This window comes from Sorangium sp. So ce1504, assembly GCF_051521635.1.
Lineage (GTDB): Bacteria > Myxococcota_A > Polyangia > Polyangiales > Polyangiaceae > Sorangium > Sorangium cellulosum_B.
The window spans coordinates 7,278,995-7,295,351 of sequence record NZ_CP150365.1 but is presented as its reverse complement, the minus strand read 5'-3'; the positions used below and the strand labels follow the sequence as shown (position 1 = coordinate 7,295,351).

The 16,357-nt window shown below is 71.0% G+C and carries 15 protein-coding genes and 1 tRNA gene; 10 read left to right on the top strand and 6 right to left on the bottom strand.

Translation table 11 applies throughout. The features are described 5' to 3' along the window. Positions 1-122: 122 nt before the first annotated feature. The 5 genes from WMF39_RS27415 (at position 123) to WMF39_RS27395 (ending at position 3,229) form a co-directional block, all read left to right on the top strand. Positions 123-782 carry a protein kinase gene (locus WMF39_RS27415; RefSeq protein ID WP_437739433.1) on the top strand — a complete coding sequence of 220 codons (660 nt, stop codon included), beginning with the start codon at positions 123-125 and terminating at the stop codon, positions 780-782. A 34-nt stretch (positions 783-816) separates the two neighbouring features. Further along, positions 817-1,137, top strand: a complete 321-nt coding sequence (locus WMF39_RS27410) for a hypothetical protein (protein ID WP_437739432.1) — start codon at positions 817-819, stop codon at positions 1,135-1,137. A 79-nt stretch (positions 1,138-1,216) separates the two neighbouring features. Next, positions 1,217-1,525, top strand: coding sequence for a hypothetical protein (locus tag WMF39_RS27405; RefSeq protein ID WP_437739431.1), 309 nt, complete (start codon positions 1,217-1,219; stop codon positions 1,523-1,525). Continuing rightward, complete coding sequence (locus tag WMF39_RS27400; protein ID WP_437739430.1) at positions 1,522-2,649, top strand: AAA family ATPase; 1,128 nt, start codon at positions 1,522-1,524, stop codon at positions 2,647-2,649. Before WMF39_RS27405 ends, WMF39_RS27400 begins: the two co-directional genes overlap by 4 nt. Before the next feature lie 70 nt (positions 2,650-2,719). Continuing rightward, positions 2,720-3,229 carry a hypothetical protein gene (locus WMF39_RS27395; protein ID WP_437739429.1) on the top strand — a complete coding sequence of 170 codons (510 nt, stop codon included), beginning with the start codon at positions 2,720-2,722 and terminating at the stop codon, positions 3,227-3,229. 199 nt (positions 3,230-3,428) lie between these two features. Here WMF39_RS27395 and WMF39_RS27390 read toward each other — a convergent pair. The 3 genes from WMF39_RS27390 to WMF39_RS27380 form a co-directional block, all read right to left on the bottom strand. Continuing rightward, positions 3,429-3,500, bottom strand: a tRNA-Thr gene (locus WMF39_RS27390). 70 nt (positions 3,501-3,570) lie between these two features. Further along, entirely contained in the window at positions 3,571-4,518 is a 948-nt protein-coding gene (locus WMF39_RS27385; RefSeq protein ID WP_437739428.1) for an alpha/beta fold hydrolase, read from the bottom strand. A 123-nt stretch (positions 4,519-4,641) separates the two neighbouring features. Further along, a complete protein-coding gene (locus WMF39_RS27380; protein WP_437739427.1) occupies positions 4,642-5,406 on the bottom strand; it encodes a peroxiredoxin in 765 nt (254 codons plus the stop codon). Between the two features lie 78 nt (positions 5,407-5,484). Between WMF39_RS27380 and deoC the strand changes: the two genes are divergently transcribed. From deoC to WMF39_RS27365, 3 genes are all read left to right on the top strand, one after another. After that, positions 5,485-6,438 (top strand): deoxyribose-phosphate aldolase, encoded by a 954-nt coding sequence (gene deoC / locus WMF39_RS27375; RefSeq protein WP_437739426.1) that lies wholly within the window; start codon positions 5,485-5,487, stop codon positions 6,436-6,438. A 64-nt stretch (positions 6,439-6,502) separates the two neighbouring features. Continuing rightward, complete coding sequence (locus WMF39_RS27370; protein ID WP_437739425.1) at positions 6,503-8,029, top strand: aldehyde dehydrogenase family protein; 1,527 nt, start codon at positions 6,503-6,505, stop codon at positions 8,027-8,029. Between the two features lie 131 nt (positions 8,030-8,160). Beyond that, positions 8,161-9,000 (top strand): aldehyde dehydrogenase family protein, encoded by an 840-nt coding sequence (locus tag WMF39_RS27365; protein ID WP_437748036.1) that lies wholly within the window; start codon positions 8,161-8,163, stop codon positions 8,998-9,000. 80 nt (positions 9,001-9,080) lie between these two features. Here WMF39_RS27365 and fmt read toward each other — a convergent pair whose 3' ends face one another. Both fmt and WMF39_RS27355 read right to left on the bottom strand, forming a co-directional pair. Beyond that, positions 9,081-10,016: a methionyl-tRNA formyltransferase gene (gene fmt / locus WMF39_RS27360; protein ID WP_437739424.1), complete on the bottom strand. Its 936-nt coding sequence runs from the start codon at positions 10,014-10,016 to the stop codon at positions 9,081-9,083. Between the two features lie 78 nt (positions 10,017-10,094). Beyond that, a complete protein-coding gene (locus tag WMF39_RS27355; RefSeq protein WP_437739423.1) occupies positions 10,095-10,928 on the bottom strand; it encodes a formylglycine-generating enzyme family protein in 834 nt (277 codons plus the stop codon). Positions 10,929-11,371: 443 nt separating this feature from the next. Here WMF39_RS27355 and lon point away from each other — a divergent pair, with 443 nt between their 5' ends. Then, positions 11,372-13,825 (top strand): endopeptidase La, encoded by a 2,454-nt coding sequence (lon, locus tag WMF39_RS27350; RefSeq protein ID WP_437739422.1) that lies wholly within the window; start codon positions 11,372-11,374, stop codon positions 13,823-13,825. 273 nt (positions 13,826-14,098) lie between these two features. After that, positions 14,099-15,253, top strand: a complete 1,155-nt coding sequence (locus tag WMF39_RS27345) for an FHA domain-containing protein (protein ID WP_437739421.1) — start codon at positions 14,099-14,101, stop codon at positions 15,251-15,253. 13 nt (positions 15,254-15,266) lie between these two features. Here the strand turns inward: WMF39_RS27345 and WMF39_RS27340 are convergent, their stop codons facing one another. Further along, complete coding sequence (locus WMF39_RS27340) at positions 15,267-16,331, bottom strand: hypothetical protein (protein ID WP_437739420.1); 1,065 nt, start codon at positions 16,329-16,331, stop codon at positions 15,267-15,269. Between the last annotated feature and the right edge of the window lie 26 nt (positions 16,332-16,357).

Below are 16,357 nucleotides of genomic sequence, written 5' to 3'. Positions count from 1 at the left end.
CGATGGACACCCGACGCTACCTTTCCCGGGGAGGGTCAACAAGGGCAGAGAAGCGAGGCGGGCCGGGGCGCTCTTTCGCTATCGTCAGCTGCTGCGAGGTAGCGGTCGGGACGTCGCGCTACATGGCCCCGGAGCAGGTCGCCGGGGGCGCCGTGGACGCGCGCGCGGATCTGTATGCGCTCGGCGTGGTCGTGTACGAGATGCTGGCCGGGGCGCACCCGTACGCGGTGCTCGACGAGGCGTCGGGCATCGGGGAGACGGCGATCCAGGCGGCGCACGTGCACCTGGAAGCGACGCCCCTGCCGGAGGTGCTCCCGGGCTGTCCGGAGGCGCTCTGGACTGCGGTGGCCAGGTGCCTCGCCAAGCGGCCCGAAGCGCGGTTTGCGCGGGCGGCGGAGCTCGTGGCGGCGCTGCGCGAGGTGGCGGGGACCGCGGTGACCGCCGAGAGGGCCGTGGACGACGCGGGCGCGCGGCAGCTCGTGAGCGAGGCCGCGGACGCGGCAAGGGAGCGGGCGATCCGTGAGCGCGCGGGGACGCCTCGGGAGGAGAGGGCGGCGAGCGCGGTGCATGCAGCTGGTGGCGGCGCTGCCGGGGCAGGGCGTGATGCCGTGGAGCGCGGCGCCGGGCGCGGAGGCGCGCAGCAGGCTGGCGATGGCGCAGAGCTTCCGGGTGGAGCCGGCGTGGGGGCTGGGTGCGGCGAGCGCGGGGTCGGGGACCCGGAGCGAGGAGGCGGCTGCCGGGCAGCCACTGCGGGGGCCGGTGCTGCCAGCGGCAGGGGGTGAAGTGGCGGGGTCGGCGTCGGGGGAAGGCGCGAGCGTGATCGAAGCCGGCGCGGGAACCAGCCTGGTGGGGAGCACCGAGCGGTGGGAGGGGGTGGCTGCTCCGGTGACGGGAGCGGGGATGCGGGTGAGCACGGAGCGGTGGGAGGGGGCAGCGGCCATCACGGCGGCGGTGCCAGGAGCAGAGCGGCTGGCGAGGACGGAGTCCTGGGATGCGGCAAGGGCTGGGGCGCGGTTGTCGGGAGCGCGTGCAGCATCTCCGCGGACCAGGTGGGGGCTCGTCGTGCTCGTCGTGCTCGCGCTCGGCATGGCCATGGCGCTGATCGCTGCGGTGATGCTGGGTCTCGCCCCGGCGTGACGCAGCGCCGTCGGCGGGCTGTGGTTCGAGAGTCCAGGCTCCACATCCGCGATTCCTGGCGTACTCTTCGCCCCCGTCCATGCCCAGCGAGCGCCAGGTGTTCGACCTCCTGTCCCGTGACGAGCTCGCGGAGCTCGTCGGCCGCTGCGATCCGCTCGTCCAGGAGGGTCGCTCCGAGGCCCAGCTCGCCGACGCGCTCGTCGGCCGCGGGCGCTTCTGTGGCGCCGAGCCCCGGCCTGAAGTCCTCCGGGATGAAACGAGCCGGCGCGGCTTCGAGCGGCTGCACGCCTTGCCCCGTCTTCCGGAGCGGCTCGACCTGCGGACGGAGAATGTCGTGCACGCACTTCAGGGCAGGCGAGCGGCTGACGCCCACGTGGAGCAGCGATGATTCACACCTTCTACGCTCGGAACTACGGCTGCCTGGTCGATACCGAGGCCTCGCTGACCCCGCTTCATGCGTTCATCGGCCCGAACGATAGCGGCAAGAGCACGCTGCTGCACGGCATGCGGACCCTGGTGCAGCTCGCCGGATCCCACTTTCAGCAGGATAAGGGTAGATGGAGGCCCTTCGAACCCTATCTGCTCATGACGTATCCATCATCTCAACCACCGAGGAAACCGCACGACATCCTGCTTGAGTGCGGCGTCGACGGGGGCTGGTTCGCCATCGAAATGGGGCCGCGAGGCCTGCAAGAGCGCGCCGGCGAGCGGCGTATCAGCGATATGTCTGCAGGTCACGATCGGTCGAATGTTCCACGGCTCTGGGAAACTCGCAGCGTGCTGTGGAGGTCCAAACGCCCATCGGAACAGCAGATCCTGACCCAGCTCCGTCAGGTGAGGCTCGTTCGCTTCGATCCTGATGCGCTGCGTGCGCCAAGCGGACTGATCCCCGAAACGCAGCCGGTCGGCTTCCTTGACGACCGGGGTCATGGCCTGGCCGGTATCTACTTCGCCATCCGTAACCGCAACGATGATGCTTTTTCCCGCATCGTCGACGACGTTCGCCGCCACTTTCCAACGATCAAAGGTCTTCGTGTCAAGGTAGTAACGAGCAGCGAGGTCGTCCTGGAGGTCGAGCTCGTGAATGGCGCGCGGGTGGAAGCCGCTCGGCTCAGCGAGGGCCTCCTCTACTATCTCGCGTTCGCCGCGCTCCGCTACATGGACCCGGTCTCGCTCCTGCTCGTGGAAGAGCCCGAGAACGGCCTGCATCCGGCGCGAATCGCCGAGGTCATGCGCATCCTCCGTGCCATCGTCGAGGAGAGCGGCACACAGGTCCTCATGGCGACCCATAGCCCGCTCGTCGTGAACGAGCTCAAGCCCGACGAGGTGTCCGTCGTCACCCGCACCGCCGAGGAGGGCACCCGAGTCAAGCGCATCAAGGATACGCCCGATTTCGAAGAGCGCTCCAAGGTCTACGCGCTCGGCGAGCTGTGGATCGCCTATGCCAACGGCGAGGACGAGGCGCCGCTCCTCGAGGCACCGAGCCTTGATCCGCGTCATTCTCGCCGGTGAGGGAAAGAACGAGCTCGGCGGTTTCGCAACCGAGCCGAGCTTCCGCGACGACAACCCCGAGCCCGGTGTGGTGGAGGCGCTGCTCCGGCAGGTCCGTCCCGAGGGGTGGAAGGTCGTGGACGCCATCCTCTGGAAGAGCATCCCCAAGCTCCGCGTGGGTATTGGTGGAAAGGGCGAGGAGCTCAACGTCCAGCGCGCGTTCCACCATGCCAAGAAGCGTGGGTGCGAGGTCTTTGCGTTCACGCGCGACCGCGACAAGGCCAAGTTCGCCCACCGCGAGGACGGCATGGAACGGGCGATCGAAGGGCTGGGAAGTACCGCGGATCAGCCGCCGGCTGTCGTTGGCGGTGTTGCCATCGAGAAGCTGGAGTCGTGGCTGGTGGCCGTTGCCGGCCACCATGGCTCCGAAGCGATGCGCAGGCCGCAAGAGAGGCTCGCCGAGCTCGGGATGAACGAGAAGGACACCGCCGCCATGGTGCGCCTCGTGGAGGAGCACGGCCTGACCAGCATCCCCGCTGACGCGCACTCGTTGCGGCGATGGATCGGGCGCGCGCGCCAGGCGTTCGGCGAATCCACGTAGATCCGCGTCGATTCCGCATGAGCTCGTATGGCCTGCGGTGTCCGGGACGCGCCGGCTCAACCGGTGGATCACCCACGCGCCGCTGCGGCTCGTGACCATGCTCCCGAGCAGGGGAGTTCTCTGCGCGGCGCGTACATGGCCACACCCAGCGCGTCACCTGCTCGCCCACAGGGCAGCGAACACGCTGGCATTCACGTTGAGCCACCTTCGGGACTTGAACCCGAGACCTACGGTTTACGAAACCGTTGCTCTACCACTGAGCTAAGGTGGCATGCCTCTCGTCGAGGAGGCGCGCAGATTACCCACTCGCCCTGCCGAGTCAAGCTCTTTTATTTCCGCCCTCAGAGGGACCCGGTTTCGCTCGCTGCTGCCGCGGCTTCGGCTGCCTCGGCTGCTTCCGCGATTCCATTCCCCTCCGCGCCCGCCGCGTCCCCGGCGCCGCCTCCCGCCGCGAAGAACTCGCCCAGCCGCTCCGCCAGCTCCGCCGCCGCCGACCAGTGCATCATGTGCCCGGCCTCCGGCAGCTCGACGTGCTCCGCGCGCTTGAGCCTCGCCACCCGCTCCGCTTCGTCCTCCGGGTGCCACCCCGTCGGCCCGCCGCTCACGAGCAGCGTCGGGCACGCGATGCGCTCCAGGAACGTCATGAACGCCTCCACCTGGAACAGCAGCGGCGAGGTCGTCCGGTGCATCGGATCGTACGCCCACGCGAGCCCGCCGTCCGGCTCTTCCCGCGTGAGCAGAGGCGCGCGCGTCGCCAGCACGTCGCGCGGCACGCGCGGGTGGTTCGCCACGAGCCGCGCGATCGCGTCCTGCATCGACGAGAGCTTCCGCGGCGCGCGATCGAGCTCCGCCATCTGGCGCAGCCACGCCTCGACGCGCACGACGGCGACCTCGGGGCCGCTCGCCGGCGGCCCCATGCCTTCGAGCAGCGCCAGGCGCTCGACGCGGCCGGGGCACGCGCCCGCGTAGTACACGGCGACCGCGCCGCCCATCGAGTGGCCCACCACGCCGAGGCGCGCCGGCGCGAGCGCGTCCACGAGCGCCGCGACGTCGGCGATGTAGTCGGGGAAGTAGTAGTAGCTGCCCGCGCCGACGCGGGCGCTCCTGCCGAACCCGCGCAGGTCCGGCGCGACGACGTCGTGCCCCGCCCGCGCGAGCGGCTCGGCCACGAGGTCCCACGTGCTCCCGGCGTCGAGGAAGCCGTGGAGCAGCAGCAGCGTGAGGCCCGTCGGCTGCGCGTGGTCGTCGCGGAAGCGATGGACGCAGAGATCCAACCCGTTGGTGTTCAAAAATTCCGACGACCTACGCACCACGCGCGCTCCCGTCTGCAGATCTCCCGTCAGCCCTCCGCGCGGCCCGCGCGGTCAGCGCGCGACCCGCCGGCGCTCCTGCGCCGCGTGCGCGCGCGGGCGTCACCGCCTCGCCGGCGGACCTTTCGCCGGGGGCGCCGCGGGGGCCGCCGGGGGCAGCATCGTCCCCGTCGCCACCGGAGCGGCCGTGGCTGGCTCCGCCGCTCCCGCAGGCGCCGCCGCGGGCGCCGCCCCGGTGGCGGCCGGCGCCGCGGTGTCCGCTCCGGCCGGCGCTGCGCTGCCCGACGCCGCTGGCGCGACCGGGAGCGCGGCGCCCGTGAGCTGCGCGGCGTCCTTCAGCACCTCGTCCGCGTGCACCCCGGGATCCACGTCCGGATAGACCTTCGCGATCTTGCCGTCCGGATCGACGAGGAACGTCACGCGCGCCGTCGCACCGAGCCGCATCGGCACGCCGAACGCCGTGGCCCACGCGTGATCGGTGTCGACAAGGATCGGGAACGGCAGCTTGTTCTCGGTCGCGAACTTCTCGTGCGACTCGCGGGTGTCGGAAGACACGCCGAAGACCTGCACGTTGGCCTGCTTGAACCGATCCCACGCGTCGCGGAACGCGCACGCCTCCTCGGTGCAGCCAGGCGTCCCGTCCTTCGGATAGAAGTACACGACCACGGCCCGACCCCGCTGATCGGACAGCCGCTGGATCGCGCCGTGCTGATCCGCGGCGAACACGTCGGGCGCCGTCGCGCCGACCGGGATCAGCCCTTGTCCACCATCGGGTCGCTCGGCCGCGCCACACCCGAGCAGCGAGGCAAAGGCAAAGACGACAGCAAGTACGACAAAAACGACGGCAATCGGGAAGCGTCTCTTCATCAGAGCGCCACGTTAGCACGCACTCGGTAGGATCGATCCGACGCTTCTGGTACGTTCCCGCGCCAGGAGACGAGGCCGATGGCGATCTTCGGAAACGACAGCGGCGCCGCGCCCGGCGTGGTGCGCCAGGGCAGGGAGGTCACCTACCCCGATTTCTCTTCGCCCACCGTGGATAAGGTCATGGTCGAAGAGCGAGCTGCCGGGCTCGGCAAAAGGAGCATCAAAGGCCCCGCCAAGGTCGCCGGCCTCAAGCTCGCCATCTCGATGATGGACCTCACCACCCTCGAGGGGAAAGACTCCCCGGGAAAAGTTGAGCAGCTCTGTCAGAAGGCGCTTCGACCCCACGAGCGCGCGGACATCCCTTCCTGTGCGGCGGTGTGCGTCTATCCCAAGCTCGTCTCCGTGGCGAAGCGAGCGGTCTCGGGCTCGGCGGTCAAGGTGGCCAGTGTGGCGACCGCCTTCCCGAGCGGCCTCTCCACGCTCGCCGTCAAGCTCGCCGACGTCCGCCAGGCGGTCGAGCTCGGTGCCGACGAGATCGACATGGTGATCGACCGCGGCGCGATGCTCTCCGGCGAGTACGGCGCGGTGTACGACGAGATCGCCGCGACCAAGGAGGCGTGCGGGCACGCGCACCTCAAGGTGATCCTGGAGACGGGCGAGCTCGGGACCTACGATCGCGTCCGCAAGGCGAGCCGCATCGCGATGCTCGCGGGCGCCGACTTCATCAAGACCTCGACCGGGAAGATCACGCCGGCGGCGACGCCTCCGGTGACGCTGGTGATGCTGGAGGCGATCCGCGATCACGCGCAGGCGACCGGGCGGCGCGTCGGGATGAAGCCGGCCGGCGGGATCCGCACCGCGAAGCAGGCGCTCCACTACCTCGTGCTGGTCAAGGAGACCCTCGGCGACGCCTGGCTCACGAGCGACCTGTTCCGCTTCGGCGCGTCGACGCTCCTCAACGACGTGCTCATGCAGCTCGAGAAGGAGCGGACGGGCGCCTACCAGAGCGGGGACCATTTCAGCAAGGACTGACCGCGCCGCGAGGGCGGGCCCGCGTCGGTGTTCAACGCGCGGCCGCGGGCGTAGAGTGCGCCGCATGAGCGACAACAGCACCGCCGCGGCTGGCGGCGACGGGGGCTCGCCCCGGGACGCGACCGCGGCGCGCGACGCGGCCGTCGTGTTCGGCGACGCCTGGCGCTACGCGCCGGCGCCCGAGGGGCGCGACCACGTGAAGATCGCGCCGCGGTACGAGCTCTTCATCGGCGGCGCGTGGCGCGCTCCGGCCTCGGGCCGCTACCTCGACAGCATCAGCCCGTCGACCGAGGAGAAGCTCTGCGAGTTCGCCGAGGCCTCGGAGCAGGACGTCGATCTCGCCGTGCAGGCGGCGCGGGCCGCGTACGAGAAGCACTGGTCGCGCATGCGCCCGCTCGATCGCGGCAAGTACCTCTACCGCGTCGCCCGGGCCCTCCAGGAGAAGGCGCGCGAGCTCGCCGTCGCCGAGTCGCTCGACGGGGGCAAGCCCATCAAGGAGTCCCGCGACGTCGATCTCCCGCTCGCGGCCGCGCACTTCTTCTACCACGCGGGCTGGGCGGACAAGCTCGAGCACGCCTTCCCGGGGCGCGACCCCCGGCCGCTCGGCGTCGCGGGCCAGGTGATCCCGTGGAACTTCCCGCTGCTCATGGCGGCGTGGAAGCTCGCCCCGGCGCTCGCGGCGGGCAACACGTGCGTCCTCAAGCCCGCCGAGACGACGCCGCTCACCGCGCTGCTCCTCGCGAAGATCATCGAGGAGGCCGATCTCCCGCCCGGCGTCGTCAACGTGGTCACGGGCGCCGGCGCGACCGGCGCCGCGGTCGTCGGCCACGCTGGGGTCGACAAGGTCGCGTTCACCGGGTCGACCGAGGTCGGCAAGCGCATCCAGCGCGCGCTCGCCGGCACCGGGAAGCGGCTCACCCTCGAGCTCGGCGGCAAGGCCGCGAACATCGTGTTCGAGGACGCGCCGCTCGATCAGGCGGTCGAGGGGATCATCGGCGGCATCTTCTTCAACCAGGGCCACGTCTGCTGCGCGGGCTCGCGCCTCCTGGTCGAGGAGAGCGTCCACGACGCGCTCCTCTTCAAGCTGCGCGAGCGCATGGGGACCCTGCGCGTCGGCGATCCGCTCGACAAGAACACGGACGTGGGCGCCATCAACTCGCGGGCGCAGCTCGCGAAGATCGAGGAGCTCGTGGCGGCGGGGGAGCGCGAGGGGGCCGCGCGCTTCTCGGTGAGCTGCGCGCTCCCGCAGCGGGGCTACTGGTTCGCGCCGACGCTCTTCACGGGCGTCGCGCAGTCGCACCGGATCGCGCGCGAGGAGATCTTCGGCCCGGTGCTCTCGATCTTGACCTTCCGCACGCCCGAGGAGGCGATCGAGAAGGCGAACAACACGATGTACGGGCTGTCGGCGGGCGTCTGGACCGGCAAGGGCTCGAAGAGCTTCTGGGTCGCGCAGCGGCTCCGCGCCGGCGTCGTCTGGGCGAACACCTTCAACAAGTTCGATCCCAGCGCGCCGTTCGGCGGCTACAAGGAGAGCGGCTTCGGCCGCGAGGGCGGGCGCCAGGGGCTGCTCGCCTACCTCGAGGTGGACTGATGGCGCTCGGCGACCAGGACAGCGGCGGCGACGAGGGGTGCACGTCGATCGGGGATTGCGCCGGCGCGGCTGCGCTCGACGCTCCTCCGGGCGAGGCGCGCGCGCGGGTCGGCGTGCGCAAGGCGTACAAGATGTTCGTTGGCGGCGCGTTCGTGCGCTCGGAGTCCGGGAGGTACACGCAGGTGCGCGATCACGGAGGCGCGGGGGCGGTCGAGAACATCCCGCGCGCCTCGCGCAAGGACGGGCGCGACGCCGTGCTCGCGGCGGCCGGCGCGCTCGGCGGCTGGTCCGCGCGCGCCGCGTACAACCGCGGGCAGATCCTCTACCGCCTCGCCGAGATGCTCGAGGCGCGGCGCGCGGAGCTCGCGGCCTCGCTCGAGCGCGGCGGGCAGGGCGCAGGCGCCGCCGAGCGCGAGGTCCTGGCGGTGATCGATCGCGCGGTCGCTTATGCGGGCTGGGCCGACAAGTACCAGAGCCTCTTCGCGAGCCTGAACCCCGTGTCCGGCCCGCACTTCACCTTCACGGTGCCCGAGCCGATGGGGGTCGTCGTCATCGCGGCGCCGCCGCGGCCGGCGCTGCTCGGCCTCGCGGGCGCTCTCCTGCCGGTGATCACCGCCGGCAACACCTGCGTCGTGCTCGCGAGCGAGGCGGATCCGCGCACGGCGCTCGTCTTCGGCGAGGCGCTCGCCACGAGCGATCTCCCGGGCGGCGTCGTCAACGTCCTCACCGGCCAGCTCGCGGAGGTGCTGCCGCACCTCGCCGCGCACATGGACGTCGCCGCGCTCGACCTGCACGGCGTGGACGCGGCGCTGACGAAGCGCCTCGAGGAGGCGGCCGCGGCCAGCGTCAAGCGGGTGCGCGCCCGATCGCTCGGCGAGGCGGAGTGGTTCGACGACAGGGCGGCGACGTCCCCCCGCTGGATCGAGCGGTTCGTCGAGCTGAAGACGATCTGGCACCCGGCCGGGCCGTGACGCGGGCGGCGCTCAACGACCGGGCGCCGTGGCGCGGGCGGCGCTCATCGACGGGGCGCCGTGAACGGCGCCCGGGGCGCTCAACGACCGAGCACCATCCCCGTCTGGAGCGTCCGCCCGGCGACGAGGTCCGCCGCCGCGAGCGGCTTCCGCCCCTCGGCCTGTGCTCGCACGATCTGGATCGCGCCCGCGCCGCAGGCGACGATCACGACGCTGCGGCCGGCCATCACCACGGTCCCCGGCGGCGCGCCGGCCTGGTCGGCCTCGCTCTCGACATGCGCGGCCAGCACCTTCAGCGTCTTGCCGTCGATCGTCGTGAAGGCGCCTGGCCACGAGGTCATCCCCCGGATGTGGTCGTGGATCTGCCGGGCGCTCCGCTCCCACCGGATGCGCCCGTCTTCCTTCTTCAGGAGCGCCGCGTGCGTCGCCGCCTCGTGGTCCTGCGGCGTCGGCGCGAGCTCGCCGTCCACCGCGCGGCGGAGGTCCTCGCGCACGACGCGCGCGGCGAGCGCCCCGAGATCGATCGCGAGCTCGTCGGCGGTCGTGTCCGGGCCGATCGCCGTCCGGCGCACCGCGTAGACGGGCCCCGTGTCCATGCCCTCGTCCATCTGCATCAGCGAGATGCCCGTCTCGGCCTCGCCCCCGACGATCGCCCAGGTGATCGGCGCGGCGCCGCGGTAGCGCGGCAGGATCGACGCGTGCAGGTTCATGCAGCCGCGCCGCGGCGCCTCGAGCACCGCCTTCGGCAGGATGCGCCCGTAGGCGATCACCAGCGCGACGTCCGCTCCGGCGCCCGCGACCCACGCGGCGAACTCGGGCGTGCGGACCTTCTCGGGCTGCACCACGGGCACGCCGAGCTCCAGCGCCTTCACCTTCACCGGCGGCGCCTTCAGCTCGAGCCCGCGGCCGGCCGGCCGATCTGGCTGACAGACGACGCCGACGACGTCCGCGATCGACGCGAGCGCCTCGAGCGACGGCACGGCGATGGCGGGGGTACCGAAGAACAGGGCGCGCACGCCCTGGCTTCTAGCAGGACCTGCGCCCGTCGTGCCGCCTTCTTCGCTCGCGGCGAGCGCCGCCGTGGAGGCTCGGCCTCAGGGCCCGGGCGCTCGGCGCCCGCCGCGCTCTTCGTCCGCCACGGGCGCCGCCGCGCCGCGCGAAGGGGGCGCTGAGCGCGGATCGGCGCAGCAGCGGAAGCCGGTCTCGTAGAACACGAACTTCGGATCGTGCGCGTCGTTCGTCCCGCGGCAGCCCGTCCACGGCTTGGCCCAGAAGCCGCCCATGAGCGCGCCTGGCCACCGGCGGCCGCGGCGCGAGGCGACCCACTCCTCGACGTTGCCCATCATGTCGAAGACGCCGAAGGTCGAGGCGCACCCGGGATGGGAGCCGCTTGGCGCGCCCTGCCAGAGCCGCTCGACCTCGCGCTGCGCCGCCTCGCCGGAGGCGCCGAGCTTCCGCTCGTCGACCGGCCGCCAGGCCTTGCCGCTGTTGCAGACCGCCTTGTCCACGCGCCAGCCGTAGGCGAGGGGACGCCGCTCGGGGCCCTCGCACGCGAGCTCCCACTCCTGCTCGGCGCACACCCGCTTGCCGCGCGCGGCGCACCACGCGGTCGCCGTCTCGAACGACTGCATGACGAGCGGCTTCGCCCCCCGCTGGTTCGGCGCCTCGAACTGGTCCATGCACACGGAGATCTCGGTCGACGGCCCCTCCTCGGCCGTGATGTCCTCCCAGTACGCGAAGCAGTGGGTCGCCTTGCCGCTCTTGACCGGCTCCACGCAGACGTGCTGCACCTCGTCGCGGTGCGTGCCGGTGACGAGCCGCATGTCCGCCGGGCACGCCGGGCTGGGCCCTGGATCGAGCGACGGCGCCGCCGGCAGGCCGAGCATCGCGATCGCGAGCGCACCGAGGCCGAGCAGGGGATCGATCATCGTTCAGCGAGGGCCAGGGTGTCGCTCCGTGCCGGGCGCAGCCTCGGCCTCGCCGCGGCGCGCGGCAAGGCCGAGGCGCGCCTCCTCCGCGCGCCGCGTTGACCCGGCCGCCGAGGATCCTGCGCCGCGCCGCGCGCGCCACGTGGTGACGAGCGTGACGAGCGAGCGCTGCAGGTCGGAGTCGGAGCTGACCACCGGCAGCGTATCCTCATTCAAAAAAATGGCCAGGGCTGTGGCACGCGGCATGCGCCGTGTCTATGGTGAGTTCCCGTAGCCTCGCGGGCTGTCTTCCACCAAGAGCTGCCAGCAGGGCTCCGCGTTGCACCATCCGCATCCGTCTGGATGCAAGCCAAGATGACCGGGGCGCGCGGTGGCCGCGCGGCCCGGCTGCGTGTTGATGAAGGGGTTTACCTCCCCCGGTCGGGTGCCTAGAGGAGATCGCCATGTCCGAGAAAAAGAACCCGCCGATGCCGCCGCGCTCCGAGGAAGAGGTCGTCTTCGGCGACGAGCTGCCGGTTCTGCCGATCCGCAATGCGGTGCTGTTCCCGGGCGCCGTCGCGCCCTTCGATGTCGGCCGCGAGAAGTCGGTCGCGCTGGTGGAGGATGTCGACAACCTCCCCGGCCCGGTCATCGCGATCTTCGCCCAGCGCGATCCGTCGACCGACGATCCCGGGGCGGAGGACCTGTACCCGATGGGCTGCGCCGCGCGCGTGCTGAAGGCGCTGAAGCACAGCTCGGGCAACTACTCGTTGATCTTGCAGGGCCTCACGCGGATCAGGCTCGATAGCGTCACGGCCCACACGCCGTACCTGCGCGCCAAGATCCGCCGCATGGATGAGCCGGCGACGGAGGACGTCGAGGCGGAGGCGCTGGCGATGAGCCTGCGCGACATCGCGAAGCAGGTCATCCAGCTGATGCCGGAGCTCCCGCGCGAGGCGGGCTCGCTCATCGACTCCATCCAGGCGCCCGGCGCGCTCGCCGATCTCGTCGCGGCGAACCTCGACGCTCCGGTCGAGGAGAAGGCGCAGCTCATCGAGACGATCGACGTCAAGGAGCGCATCCGCAAGGTGCTGCGGCTGCTCACGCGGCAGCTCGAGATCCTGAAGATGCGCGAGCGCATCAACTCCCAGATCAAGGAGGAGATGGGCAAGAACCAGCGCGAGTACGTGCTGCGCCAGCAGCTCAAGGCCATCAAGGAGGAGCTGGGCGAGGACGACGGCGATCAGGGCGATCTCGACGGGCTCGAGGATCGCATCGCGAAGGCGAACCTGCCGACCGAGGCGGAGACCGTCGCGAAGAAGCAGCTGAAGCGGCTGCGCACGATGCAGGTCGGGTCGGCCGAGTACACCGTGGTGCGGACGTACCTCGACTGGATCCTCGACGTGCCCTGGACGCAGTCGACGCAGGACAACCTCGACATCGGCAGCGTCCGCAAGGTGCTCGACGAGGACCACTACGGCCTGGAGAAGGTCAAGAAGCGCATCCTCGAGTACCTGGCGGTCCGGAAGCTGAAGCAGGACAAGAAGGGCCCGATCCTCTGCCTGCTCGGGCCTCCCGGCGTCGGCAAGACGTCGCTCGGCCGGAGCATCGCGCGCGCCCTCGGCCGCAAGTTCCACCGGGTCTCGCTCGGCGGCGTGCACGACGAGGCGGCGATCCGCGGACACCGGCGCACCTACGTCGGCGCGCTCCCTGGCCAGATCATCCAGGGCATGAAGAAGTCGGGGACGATCAACCCGGTCTTCATGATGGATGAGGTCGACAAGATCGGGCACGACTTCCGCGGCGATCCGTCGGCGGCGCTGCTCGAGGTGCTCGATCCGGAGCAGAACAACACGTTCGCGGATCACTACCTGGAGATCCCGTACGACCTGTCGCACGTGATGTTCGTCGCGACCGCGAACGTGGCGGATCCGATCCCGCCGCCCCTCCGCGACCGCATGGAGATCCTCGAGATCCCCGGCTACACGCGGAAGGAGAAGCTCGCGATCGCGCGGCAGCACCTGCTCCCGAAGCAGCTGTCAGAGCACGGGCTCACGACCGAGCAGCTGGAGGTCACGGACAAGGCGCTGGAGGAGATCATCGATCACTACACGCGCGAGGCCGGCGTCCGGTCGCTCGAGCGGCAGATCGCGGGCGTCATCCGCGGCGTGGCGGTGAAGGTCGCCGAGGGCGACACGCAGAAGCGGCGCGTCGACAACGAGGACGACCTGCATGAGTTCCTCGGCCCGGCGAAGTACACGAGCGAAGTCGCGGAGCGCACCGCCGAGAGCGGCGTCGCGACGGGCCTCGCGTGGACGAGCGTCGGCGGCGAGATCCTCTTCATCGAGGCGACGCGGATGTACGGCACGGGCAAGCTCCAGCTGACCGGCCAGCTCGGCGACGTGATGAAGGAGTCGGCGCAGGCGGCGCTGTCCTTCGTCCGCAGCAACGCGGCGAGGTTCAGCATCGCGAAGGACTTCCTCGAGAAGAGCGATCTGCACATCCACATCCCCGCCGGCGCGATGCCCAAGGACGGGCCGAGCGCGGGCGTGACGATGTTCACGGCGCTCGTCTCGCTCCTCACCGGGATCAAGGTCCGCCACGACGTCGCGATGACGGGCGAGATCACGCTGCGCGGTCGCGTGCTCCCGATCGGCGGCCTGAAGGAGAAGGTGCTGGCGGCGCACCGCGCCGGCATCAAGCGCATCATCGTCCCCGAGCGCAACCGAGCGGATCTCGAGGAGGTCCCGAAGGAGGTCGTGGACGAGCTGCAGTTCTTCTTCGTCAGCCGGATGGAGCAGGTCCTGGAGGCCGCGCTCGAGCGGCTGCCCGAGCCCGCGCCCGCGACCGAGGAGTCGAAGGACGGCGAGAAGAAGGAGATCGAGAAGTCGGAGAAGAGCTCGATCGCCAGCAACTGATGACGGCCGTCGCCAGCGATCGCTGAGCGACCTGTCTCCGAGGCGCCGCGCGGCTTGAACGCGCGGCGCCTTTTTTCGTGCTTTTTTCGTGAAGACGCCCGCGCGGCAGCGACGGACGCCTCCGCCTCTCGGCGAGCTTGGCGCGCTCGCGTTGCAGCGCGTGGAAGCGGCATCGCATCGCCCGCGCAGCGCGCGCCGAGCTGCGCGGCGTGCGCGCCTGCGGGCGGCTTTCGCCTCGACGGATGTCAAGCGAATCGGTAGCCTCGAGATCGCATGAGGCCGTGTCCGAACTGCGCGTGGATGCTCAAGGAGACCGACGCTGCCTGCTCGATGTGCGGTACGAGCGTGGCGGGCGCAGCGCCTGGAGCCTCCGTTCCGGTCGCGCCTCCGCCGGTGCAGGCGGGGGCTGGCGCCTATGCTCCGCCTGGCCCGCCGGGCTATCCAGGGCAGCCAGCCGTCTCGGGTTACGGCGGCGCGGCGTCGCCAGGCTACGCGGCGGGGGGCGCGCAGGGCGCCTATCCGCCTCCTCCTCAGGCCTACGGGGTCGGGGGAGGCGGGCTCTCGGTGCCGGCATCGCCGGGCGGAAGCGTCCCCTTCTCGACGGGCGGGGAAGCTCCCTTCCCGGTCTCACCCTGGGCCCGAGCGGCACCTTCTGCGGGGCTCACGTCGCAGCCGGCGTCTCCTCCGATGAACGCGCCGGGCGTCCCGCCGGTCCAGCCGGCGCTCGGGGCACCGGGGCCAGGCATGGTGCCTGGCGCGTCAATGGGTGGCGCGATGGGGCAGCCGCCCGTGGCGCCGGCGCCGGTCTTCGGCGCGCCTCCGCAGATGGTTGCGCCCCCGCCGATGGTCGTGCCGACGGGGGCGCCGGGGCTGGTCGCGCCGCCGATGGTGCAGGGGGGGGCGGTCGCACCTCCGCCGATGGTGCAGGGGGGCTTGGTCGCGCCGCCGCCGATGGTGCAGGGAGGCGCAGTCGCGCCGCCGCCGATGATGCAGGGCGGGGTGCCGATGGCCGCTCAGGCCAGGGCGCCTGCGATCGTCGCGCCGCCGATCGTCCAGGGGGCGGTCTCGGGCGCGGTGCCGCAGGTGTCGGCGCAGCCTGCGCGTGTCCTCGTCGGCTTCATCGTGACGTTCCAGAACGATCCTGGAGGCAGCTTCTGGCCGATATACAGCGGCCGGACGCAGGTGGGGCGCGCCGGGGCGGACGCCGCGACGGAGATCGGGCTCGCGGATGCGAGCGCCTCCTCACGGCACGCGTCGATCCACGCGGATCCGACGACGGGTCAGGTCTTCATCGAGGATGACGGCTCGCGCAACGGCACCTTCGTCAACGAGCAGCGCCTCGGACAGGGCGAGCGCCGGCAGCTGCGCGACAACGACCGGCTGCGCCTCGGGAGCACGACGTTCGTGGTGAAGGTGCTGGTCGCCTGAGCGGAGAGCGAGGCTACTGGCCGCCCGAGCCGCCCGAGCCGCCCGAGCCGCCCGAGCCGCCAGCGCCTCCTCCGCCTCCGGCGGCGGCGCTTGCGCTGCTGCTGGCAGCTGCCTGGCATTTGAGGAAGCCGCTGCTGTCGGTTCTGCACGTCTCGGTCGCGCAGTCGCTGTCCAGAGCACAGGACTGGCTTTCCTCACACCGCTTCGTGCAGAGCGTGCCCCCGCAATCGATGTCGGTCTCCAAGCCGTCCTTCTCGCCGTCGAAGCAGAGCGGCGCCGGAGCCGGGATACGGCAGTTGAAGTACTCGACCACGACAGGCGGTTGCTCCACCCGCGTTTTTCCCTTCTCGAACTCCACTATCGAGCTGCTCTGCGGATAGTGAATGTTGAGCTTGACGGAGCCCGCGTAATCGCCTGTCATCGTGGGGTCGGCATCAGGCGGGGGCTGGTTGCCCGCGCTCGCCTCGAGCACGGCCCGAGGCTGCAGCTGGTCTTGTCCTTCCGTCGCGCACTCCTGGATGTCGACACGATTGAAGTGGTGCGATGACCCGTCCGTGCAGCTCACGTCGAGGGTGCTCCTGCCCTCCGGAGTCGCGAGGGTTATCGTCTTGCCGATCTTGATAGTGCTATCGGTGCCGGCGTCCGTGCACTCCGCCACGCCACCATCTATCTCGTCCGCGGTGCAGGGCACTTGGACGGTCACGGAGTAGCTGAACTCTCCTGAGAACGTGACAGAGCCGCACTCCGCTGCCGTCCGATCGAGGCGCTTGAAGGCCATTGTCTTCGGGGGGAATGCTGCGATATCGAGAGGGGGATCGAAGACGATCTGGCCACCTTCATCGAGGAAGCAGACATCAAGCTTGTCGCGGCTCGCAAAGGCGCCGCTTGGTCCGTTTCCTGCGCCCGGCGTCCAGCACCCAGCCGCGGTTTCAGATTGGAACGCGTGGTAGCAGCTGTCGGGATCGTTGAGGAACGCGCAGATGTTCTCGAACTCCTCGCTGCAGCCGGGCACGGAGACGGCTGCGGTCACGGCGAGGATCGGGGCGACGGCGGCGGCGAGCAAGACGTAACGGCGCATGGGCGCAGTCTACGCGTTCTCCCCGA

What these genes read in the sequence shown, in the direction of transcription:
- WMF39_RS27365 (WP_437748036.1), top strand. Translation starts at nt 8,161, where the DNA reads ATGTTCGTTGGCGGCGCGTTCGTGCGCTCGGAGTCCGGGAGGTACACG.
- WMF39_RS27345 (WP_437739421.1), top strand. Translation starts at nt 14,099, where the DNA reads ATGAGGCCGTGTCCGAACTGCGCGTGGATGCTCAAGGAGACCGACGCT.
- WMF39_RS27415 (WP_437739433.1), top strand. Translation starts at nt 123, where the DNA reads ATGGCCCCGGAGCAGGTCGCCGGGGGCGCCGTGGACGCGCGCGCGGAT.
- WMF39_RS27380 (WP_437739427.1), bottom strand. Translation starts at nt 5,406, where the DNA reads ATGAAGAGACGCTTCCCGATTGCCGTCGTTTTTGTCGTACTTGCTGTC.
- lon (WP_437739422.1), top strand. Translation starts at nt 11,372, where the DNA reads ATGTCCGAGAAAAAGAACCCGCCGATGCCGCCGCGCTCCGAGGAAGAG.
- WMF39_RS27405 (WP_437739431.1), top strand. Translation starts at nt 1,217, where the DNA reads ATGCCCAGCGAGCGCCAGGTGTTCGACCTCCTGTCCCGTGACGAGCTC.
- WMF39_RS27400 (WP_437739430.1), top strand. Translation starts at nt 1,522, where the DNA reads ATGATTCACACCTTCTACGCTCGGAACTACGGCTGCCTGGTCGATACC.
- WMF39_RS27340 (WP_437739420.1), bottom strand. Translation starts at nt 16,331, where the DNA reads ATGCGCCGTTACGTCTTGCTCGCCGCCGCCGTCGCCCCGATCCTCGCC.
- WMF39_RS27370 (WP_437739425.1), top strand. Translation starts at nt 6,503, where the DNA reads ATGAGCGACAACAGCACCGCCGCGGCTGGCGGCGACGGGGGCTCGCCC.
- WMF39_RS27355 (WP_437739423.1), bottom strand. Translation starts at nt 10,928, where the DNA reads ATGATCGATCCCCTGCTCGGCCTCGGTGCGCTCGCGATCGCGATGCTC.
- deoC (WP_437739426.1), top strand. Translation starts at nt 5,485, where the DNA reads ATGGCGATCTTCGGAAACGACAGCGGCGCCGCGCCCGGCGTGGTGCGC.